At 65.5% G+C, this 8080-nt stretch carries 7 protein-coding genes; all 7 read right to left on the reverse strand.

Translation table 11 applies throughout. The annotated features are described in order from the left end of the window. Positions 1 to 190 precede the first annotated feature (190 nt). The 7 genes from JF66_RS06055 to JF66_RS06085 are packed head-to-tail and all read right to left on the reverse strand — an operon-like array spanning position 191 to position 7887. Positions 191 to 1666 carry a glycosyltransferase family 4 protein gene (locus JF66_RS06055; RefSeq protein ID WP_035876282.1) on the reverse strand — a complete coding sequence of 492 codons (1476 nt, stop codon included), beginning with the start codon at positions 1664 to 1666 and terminating at the stop codon, positions 191 to 193. Further along, positions 1666 to 2898, reverse strand: coding sequence for a glycosyltransferase family 4 protein (locus JF66_RS06060; RefSeq protein WP_051973182.1), 1233 nt, complete (start codon positions 2896 to 2898; stop codon positions 1666 to 1668). The genes JF66_RS06055 and JF66_RS06060 overlap by 1 nt, the downstream gene beginning before the upstream one ends. After that, positions 2895 to 4016, reverse strand: a complete 1122-nt coding sequence (locus JF66_RS06065) for a DegT/DnrJ/EryC1/StrS aminotransferase family protein (RefSeq protein WP_035876283.1) — start codon at positions 4014 to 4016, stop codon at positions 2895 to 2897. Before JF66_RS06065 ends, JF66_RS06060 begins: the two co-directional genes overlap by 4 nt. Continuing rightward, positions 4013 to 4654: a NeuD/PglB/VioB family sugar acetyltransferase gene (locus tag JF66_RS06070; RefSeq protein WP_035876284.1), complete on the reverse strand. Its 642-nt coding sequence runs from the start codon at positions 4652 to 4654 to the stop codon at positions 4013 to 4015. The genes JF66_RS06065 and JF66_RS06070 overlap by 4 nt, the downstream gene beginning before the upstream one ends. Continuing rightward, positions 4647 to 5795, reverse strand: a complete 1149-nt coding sequence (locus tag JF66_RS06075) for a DegT/DnrJ/EryC1/StrS aminotransferase family protein (protein WP_035876285.1) — start codon at positions 5793 to 5795, stop codon at positions 4647 to 4649. Before JF66_RS06075 ends, JF66_RS06070 begins: the two co-directional genes overlap by 8 nt. Then, entirely contained in the window at positions 5792 to 6790 is a 999-nt protein-coding gene (locus JF66_RS06080; protein ID WP_035876286.1) for an NAD-dependent epimerase/dehydratase family protein, read from the reverse strand. Before JF66_RS06080 ends, JF66_RS06075 begins: the two co-directional genes overlap by 4 nt. Continuing rightward, complete coding sequence (locus JF66_RS06085; protein WP_035876287.1) at positions 6787 to 7887, reverse strand: Gfo/Idh/MocA family protein; 1101 nt, start codon at positions 7885 to 7887, stop codon at positions 6787 to 6789. Before JF66_RS06085 ends, JF66_RS06080 begins: the two co-directional genes overlap by 4 nt. Positions 7888 to 8080: the final 193 nt, after the last annotated feature.

The raw sequence follows: 8080 nt of genomic DNA on the forward strand, positions 1-8080 counted from the left end.
GTAGGAGTAACGTGCGAGGCGCTGGGCGAGCACACGAGGACCTTCCGTGCGAAGAATGCCGGTAGCCCGGGTGACCCGGGAGCCGAGCTGACGAGAATGCTCGCCGATAGAGGGAAGCGTCGGAGTCATCTCGAGGACCTTTCATTCACGGGGAGTTGGCCGAACGGCACAACGCGGGGAGCCACTCGACTCATGTCGTCACCGTCCGTTGCGAGTATTCCCCGGGTCGTCGACCCACTGGCTTCGATCCGCCTGCAGGAGTAGCGCGTGCTGCATCGCGCAGCACGCGGACATGAGCATCGATCATGGTGGCGACCCCGTCCACTATTTCTCGTGGGGGGACTGGCACCTCACGTTCTCGAAGCACCGTGGTGACAACCTTCTGGACGGCGTCCCCGAGCTCGGAGGAGTTGCTCTGGTGCCGTGCGTGCCACCTCGTGTGTTCAACGCGCGCGTCGGTCACCTCGTTCGCATTGCCCGACGCGTTGGAGATGAGAACCGAACGCTCGGGATCGCGCGCCACGAGCTCACGGGCGCCACCCACATCGCTCAGAAGGAGCGGCAGACCAGCGGCCCACGCCTCGGTGGCGGCAACGGGCCATCCCTCGAAGAATGAGTTGAGCACGAAGGCATCAGCGCCACCGAGGAGCGAACGTGCGTCCGATGTCGAGAGCAAATGAACCCGGTCAGGATTGCGACTTCCGCGTCGTATCGCGTCGGCTCGCCGGAACTCGACCCAGTCCGATGGTTCGCCCGCAACCACGAGCTGTGCCGGTACACCTGTCGACACGCACGCCAGAAACGATGCCACTGTTCCCACGATATTCTTTTGGGCGTCGTACCTCGCGAGGCACACGAAGACCACGTCATCGCCAAAATGTCCACCGACGGCCTCTTCGAGGAGGTCTCTAGCGGCCCTGCGCTGCTGCGCGCTGAGCGCGCCCAAGCCCGGCGCTGCGTTGGGGATCACGACGATCCGGGACCGAAGAGGCGTCGCCACCCGCGCCGCGTGGAAAGCGCGCACAATTTCGCTGACGGCAATCGCAGAGGATGACTGCCTGAGTACATTCGAGAATCTGCGCCAGCGGGCACGAGAAACATGGATTTCCGTGTTGTGCATCACCGGCACGACCGGTACCCCCGTCTCGCGGGCGGCAGCTTCTATGAAGGCCGGCGAACCGTGGAGCTGAATAACGTCCGGGCGGAGCTCCGCGAAAGCGCGGACGGCTGACGCGTGGTCGTCGACTGAGCGCACATCGATCCCCAGGGCGCGGATGCGTCGTGCACGCACCCCGTCGCCACAGCAGACGACGGCCGGTTCGACGCCCCGCGCCGACAGGTGCGTGGCGAGCAACTCGACGACGGAACCGATTCCGCCGATATCTATTGCGCCCACGCCCAGAACGCACGTCAGATCCCCGCCCTGCGCGACAGGCACGGTCGACACCGATCTCGGAACGACGTCGAGTGCGGGCAATGACCGTAGCGGCTTGTGCAGGAGTACCCCCGCGAATCGGTGCACATACCCGTATCGCACTCGGGGCGGCAGCGTCCCAATCACGCCACTTGCAAAGCCGAGCATCAGCGCGCTCGCTCGAGCGCACGCTCGGGAGGCCACGCCAGGCACGGCGATACCGAGGGCGCTCTTCTGCCCGTCGGCGCCCATCACAAGACCCCCGCCGGAGTCGGTGCGGGACGGAGCGCCTGTCGAGCCACACGAACGATCTTCGCCGCGAGCGTTCGCCCTTCGAGCGGGAGGTCAGCGATCCAATCTCCGACCGTGTACTCACCCTGGGCTGTCCGATAGAAATCAATCAGCCGGTCAGACATTGCCGTGAGGGCGAACCTTTCCTGAGCGAAAGCCCGGCCGAAACTTCCGAGTTCGCTGCGCCGTTGGGTGTCAGCGAGAAGGGGGGCGATTGTCGCAGCAAGGCGTGCCGCAGCGTCGGGAACTGCATCGGGGCTCCAGAAACTGGACCGGGCAAGGGTCTCCGCGGACGAGGGTTCGAAGAGCAATGACCATCCTGCCTCGCCTTGCACGACGAGCGGCTTCGCGAATGCCAGCGACCGCGCAGCAGAGCCACCCATTCCCAGCATGATGTCGGCCGCAGCATATGCCGGTCTCGGGTCGACCAGCGGCCCGACGAGCCGGACGACATCCCTGCCGACAGTCTCGTTGACGACGTCAGCTCGAGACTGGATTGCTGCCATGTTGTCGCCGGTACCAACGATTGCGAGGGTCGCCCCGGTTGGAGCGAGCACACGCATGGCGTCGATGGCGACGAGAGTGGGCACTGATTTCATGCTGGCGTCGAGCCGGCTGACGATGACCAGCAGCGGACCGTCCCCGAGTTGATGTGCCAGGCGAAAATCCGCGCCGTCGTGAGCGTCTGGGGCATTCTCCAGCAGATCGACGGGGGGACTGATGAGAATAGTCCGACCCGGACGATCACGCTGTTCATCACGTTGGTAGCCCGTTCCGACGATCATCGGCATATGTCGGTGAAGCTTGGGTGACACGCTCATCTCATAGACCGTCTGAACCCACGGCGTCCGGGCGAACAGTGATGGTCCCCAGTAGGTCGGCCGGGCGCCACCGCCCCACGAACCGTAGACGTGAACGAGGTTGATCTGGTGTTGGCGCACCAGGTCGGTGATCTGGCGTGCGCGCTGTGTGATCGTCGGCGCAGGGTCGTACAGACATATCTCCAGATCACGCGCCGCCGCTACCTCGATCAGTGACGGGCCATCCGGAATGGTGTCGCGTGCTCCCATCAGGATGGACTCCACGCCGCGACTGCGCATCTGGGCCGCGAGATCCACCGCATTGATCTGGGTTCCTCCCAGCTCAAGGCTGTTCAGATGCACCAGCACTCTGAGCGCCGATTCACCGTTCATTGCGTGACGCCGGCCAGGGTCGTGGCCATCGTGAGCGCTGAGACGACAACGGTCTGCATGTCTGCCGTGAGGTGCGGAAACATCGGCAGCGAGAGGATGCGCTCGGCCGCCGCTTCCGCAACCGGGAACTCACCTTCGCGGTAGCCGAGGCCGGCGTAGGCGGCCGTGAGGTGCAGCGGCGTCGGGTAGTGGATGCCCGCACCCACACCCGCGGCACCCAGCTCGGCGAGCACGCGGTCGCGCTCCTCCACCTGCACAACGTAGAGGTGCCACACGTCCTCGTTACCGGGACGCACGCGCGGCACGCGCACGTCGGGTACATCCGCGAGCAGCTCCGCATAGCGGGCGGCGGCGACCCGACGCGCGGCATTCCACGCGTCCAGACGGCGCAGCTTGGCGCGTAAGACGGGGGCCTGCACGGCGTCGAGACGCGAGTTCATCCCCACACGATCGTGCACATACTTCACCGAGCTGCCGTGGGCACCCAGGTTCCGCACGAATTCCGCGACCGCCGGGTCGTCGGTGAGCACGGCTCCGGCATCGCCGGCAGCTCCGAGGTTTTTTCCCGGATAGAAGCTCGTGGCGGCAACGCGGCCGAGCGCACCGGCTCTGCCGGCGGTCGAGAATGCGCCCTGCGACTGCGCGGCATCTTCCACAATGACGAGCCCGTACCGCTCGGCCAGCGGGATGATCGCATCCATGGGAGCGGTCTGCCCGTAGAGGTGTACCGGGACGATCGCACGCGTGCGCGGCGTGATGGCGTCCTCGACGGCGGCCGGGTCAATGAGGAGATAGTCAGGGTCGACGTCCACAAACACGGGCACGGCACCGATGCGGGAGACCGCCTCGGCAGTGGCGATGAAGGTGTTCACGGGGATGATGACCTCGTCGCCCGGCAGCACGCCCGCGGCACGCAGAGCCAGCTCGACTGCATCGGTACCGTTGCCCACTCCCACGCAATAGCCGACACCGATGAACTCGGCGTACTCGCGTTCAAACGCGGCGACCTGCTCACCGCCGATGAATCCCGCCGTAGAGAACAAACGCGCCCAAACCGGCAGTACCTCCTCGGCGATCTCGGCCTGCTGCGCGGCAAGATCAATGAACGGAACCTTCATACTCGTGCCCCCTCCAGACGGCGGGCAGGAACGCCCACCCACGTTTCCTCCGCCGGCAAATCCTGCGTCAGGACCGCTCCCATACCCAGCACCGCACGCCGTCCGATTCCGGTGCGCTCCCGCACGCTCGCGTTCATACCGAGGTAGGCGCCCGAGCCGACGTGCACGTCGCCTCCCAGGGTGACGCCGGCGCACAGCGTGGCGAAGGAATCCACTCGATTGCCGTGTGTGAGAGTCACATGGGGCATGACAACGACGTGGTCGCCGAGGTGCACGTCAGTGGTCAGCACAACGCCCGCGAGCAGGATGCTGCCGGCCCCCACGCGGCACGAGTCGGGGATCTCGACCGAGCGGTGAATGATCCGGGCATATCGCCCGTCCGACACTCCGAGCTCGACAAGCCGGTCGGCGATCGCTGACCGAGCTGCCCCTCGCCCGACACAGAGGACGATCTGCGCGGTCGGGTGAGTCGTGACTTCCGCCAGGCCCCCTCCGACGAGGACGCCATCGATCGAGGTACCCCACAGGTCGGGCCGGTCGTCAAGGAAAAGAACGCTGCGCGGGTCCGATTGGATGCGCAGCAGGCTGAGCACCTCCCGGGCCAGTCCGCTGGCTCCGACGAGCAGGATTTCAGGCATGGGCGATCGCATCCTCGAGCTCAAGGACCGCGATGACGCGTTTCTGATCGTCTTTCGTCAGCTGGTGATAGATGGGCAGGATCAGGGTGGTGTCGTTGAGATGTTCGGTTGCGGTGAGAGTCGCGGTGCCGCCATCGTGCCCGAGGTACGCGGGCTGCCGATGCGCGGCCATGATGCCGCGTCGCGCGGAAATGTCGGCGACGGCCAGGCGCTCCAGGAGTTGCTCACGGTCGAGCGCGTACTCCGGGCCGACTTCCAGCCAGAAGGACTGGAAGTTCGTCGTACCCCAGGTGGGGTCGGCCACGGCTCGCAGACCGGGAATCTCGGCGAGCGCGGCCGCATACCCCGCCGCAATTTCACGGCGACGTTCGACGATGGCCTGGAGCCGACCCAACTGAACGATTCCCACGGCTGCCTGCAAGTCGGTCATCCGGAAGTTGAATCCGATCTCGCGGTACTCTTCCGGCGGCGCGAGCACCGAGGAATGGCGATCCGTAGCCGACACGCTCATCGAGTGCTCGCGCAGTTGGCGGGCTCGTGCCGCCCATTCCGGCCGGGAGGTTGTGAGCATGCCGCCCTCCCCCGTTGTGAGCAATTTACGCGGGTGGAAAGACCACGCAGAGATCTCCGCACCTGCACCAACCGGGCGGCCGCGATAGGTGGAGCCGGCCGCACAGGCCGAGTCTTCGACGACGACAATGCCCAGAGGATCGCAGAGCGCACGAATGGGAATGAGGTCGACCGGCACGCCGCCCTGGTCTACGACGATCACCGCGCGGGTGGCCGGTGTGAGCGCGACTTGAATGGTCTCCGCCGTCACGTTGCCGGTGAGAACATCGACGTCGGCAAAGACGGCGCGGGCACCGACATAGGACGCGGCATTGGCCGTGGCGATGAAGGAGAAGGAGGGCACGACAACGTCGTCACCGGCACCGATGCCGGCCACGACGAGCGCGAGGTGCAGGGCCGTTGTGCAGTTCGAGGTGGCGACCGCAAACGGAATCTGCATGGTCGCCGCGAAAAGCCCCTCGAACTCCGCAACCCTCGGCCCCTGGGCGACCCACCCCGATTCGATGACCGCAGTGACGGCCGCGACCTCTTCGGCGCCCATCCAGGGCTTCATCACGTTGATGCGTGTCATGAGGCGACCCCGACAACGCGCTCGGCGGCAATCTGCTCGCGCAGAGGCCACCACCACTGCACCAGCTGTTCGAGGCCGTCCTCCAGGGAGGTCTCGGCCACGAAGCCGAGGTCACGACGCGCTGCATCAATGTCTGCCAGCCGCCGCACGACGCCATTGACGGGTCGGTCGGGGCCGTGTTCCACGTCGACCGTGGATCCCATCACACGCAGCAGCGCCTGCGCAAGTTCGAGCAGACTGGTTTCCTCGCCGCGCGCCACGTTGTAGACGCCCTCGCGCACATCGCTCGCCGCCGCCAAAACGTTGGCCCGAGCGATGTCGGTCGTGTACACGAAGTCCATGGTCTGCGTGCCGTCGCCGAAGATCAGCGGCGACTTGCCATCCGCGATGCGTTCCATCCAGCGCACGAGGACCTCGGTGTACAGGCCGTGCACGTCCATACGCGGTCCGTAGACGTTGAAGTAGCGCAACAAGACGTAGTCGGTGCCGTACATCGCACGGAAACTGCGCATCATGCCTTCATTGAACGACTTGGCCGCACCGTAGAACGTGTCGTTGTTGTGGTGATGGTGTCGCTCGTCGATCGGGAAGTGCTCGGCCATGCCGTAGACGGATGCGCTCGACGCCGCAATCACCTTGCTCACACCGTGCTGTTGAGCGGCCTCGTACACGTTGAAGGTTCCGTCAACGAGCACCTCAAGCGCCAGCCGCGGTTCCTCGGCACACTGGGTGATGCGAATGGCGGCCTGGTGGAAGACCAGGTCTTTGCCCTTGGTGACGTCGTGGACGAGGTCACGGTCCCGAATATCACCCTCCACGAGGGAGACCCGGCCGGTGGCCAACGCCGGCGCGAGGTTGCTGCGGCGACCGCGCACGAGGTTATCCAGAACATCGATGTGCGACACACCGGCATCGAGCAATTGGTCAACGAGCGTCGAGCCGATCGTGCCAGCTCCACCGGTGACGAGGACCCGAGCGCCCTGCAGGGCGCTCATCGCACGACCGCCACTCGCGCGGCATCCACTGCCGGGGCATCGATTATCGTCAGACTGCTCAGTAAACCCCGGTCGGCCAGGCTGCGGCTTGCTGCTTCGAGTACGGCGAGCACCCGCAGGCCCGCTTCACCGTCGGTGCGTGGTGCGCGCTCTTCGCGGATGCTCGCAGCGAATTCCGCGGCCATCGCCCCGAGGGCCTCACGCTCGGGGAGCGCCGGTGACCAGGTGTCACCGAGTCGGTACGAAACCATGGATGCCGCGGCATCGACGCCGTCGACGGACTGCTGGGTGAGATCGACTCCGCGGTCGTACACGCTCAGTCGCTGCTGCGGGTTGAGGTCGTCCCAGACCAACGTTCGGGTTGTGCCGCCGATCACCATCTGACGAATCTTCGTGGGGCTGAGCCAGTTCACGTGAACGTGCGCGATGGCGTCATTCTGCAGCGGAATGGTCAGGTAGCCGATGCACGCCTTGCCTGCCCCGAGCGGGTCTGCTCCCTGTGCCGACACGGCCGTGGGACGCAGGCCTCCGGGGAGGATGAAATCAATGATGGAGAGGTCGTGGGGTGCGAGGTCCCAGAAGACGTCGACGTCGGGCTGCACAAGCCCGAGGTTGATGCGCACGGAGTCGATGAACAGAATGTCGCCGAGGGCACCCTCTGCGATGAGCTCACGGATCTTCAGAACAGCCGGTGTGTAGCAGTACGTGTGGTCGGCCATCAGCGTCAGTCCTCTGAGGGCGGCCTCACGCACCATTTCCGCACCGAGTTCCTGGCTGTCCGCGAGGGGCTTCTCCACGAGGACGTGCTTGCCCGCCCGCAGGGCGGCGAGCACGATTCCGTGGTGCGTCTTCGCGGGCGTGGCAACGGCGACAGCATCGAGGTCGTCACGGGCCAGAAGGCTTCCGAGATCCGTGTAGACATCAACCTGGCCGCCGGCCCGGTCGGCCAAAGCCTGTCCGCGGGCAGCATCCAGATCGCAGATGGCCACGAGCTCCCAATCCGGACCGGAGCTAAAGTTGCGGGCCAAATTCGGACCCCAATATCCGGCGCCGATAACGGCCACTCTGAGCCGCGTCTGTGCCTTTATGGCCGTCATAGCAGTCCTGTTCTCTGGTGTGCGGAGCGACCGTCTCAAGGGACCGCAGGGGGTGTGCCTGAAGATTTCGGGAGGAACCAGCACCCTCAAACGACGGGGCATTTGTCGGTGTGGGGCGATTCCTACGCATGGCTCAGATCTCCCTACGGACCAAACTTTGCCACATGCCCCGGGACACTCGCCTCCCCCCAAC

It is taken from the genome of Cryobacterium sp. MLB-32 (assembly GCF_000738085.1).
Taxonomy (GTDB): domain Bacteria; phylum Actinomycetota; class Actinomycetes; order Actinomycetales; family Microbacteriaceae; genus Cryobacterium.

Coding starts and splice junctions, on each gene's coding strand:
- JF66_RS06055 (WP_035876282.1), bottom strand. CDS start 1,666: ATGGGCGCCGACGGGCAGAAGAGCGCCCTCGGTATCGCCGTGCCTGGC.
- JF66_RS06060 (WP_051973182.1), bottom strand. CDS start 2,898: ATGAACGGTGAATCGGCGCTCAGAGTGCTGGTGCATCTGAACAGCCTT.
- JF66_RS06065 (WP_035876283.1), bottom strand. CDS start 4,016: ATGAAGGTTCCGTTCATTGATCTTGCCGCGCAGCAGGCCGAGATCGCC.
- JF66_RS06070 (WP_035876284.1), bottom strand. CDS start 4,654: ATGCCTGAAATCCTGCTCGTCGGAGCCAGCGGACTGGCCCGGGAGGTG.
- JF66_RS06075 (WP_035876285.1), bottom strand. CDS start 5,795: ATGACACGCATCAACGTGATGAAGCCCTGGATGGGCGCCGAAGAGGTC.
- JF66_RS06080 (WP_035876286.1), bottom strand. CDS start 6,790: ATGAGCGCCCTGCAGGGCGCTCGGGTCCTCGTCACCGGTGGAGCTGGC.
- JF66_RS06085 (WP_035876287.1), bottom strand. CDS start 7,887: ATGACGGCCATAAAGGCACAGACGCGGCTCAGAGTGGCCGTTATCGGC.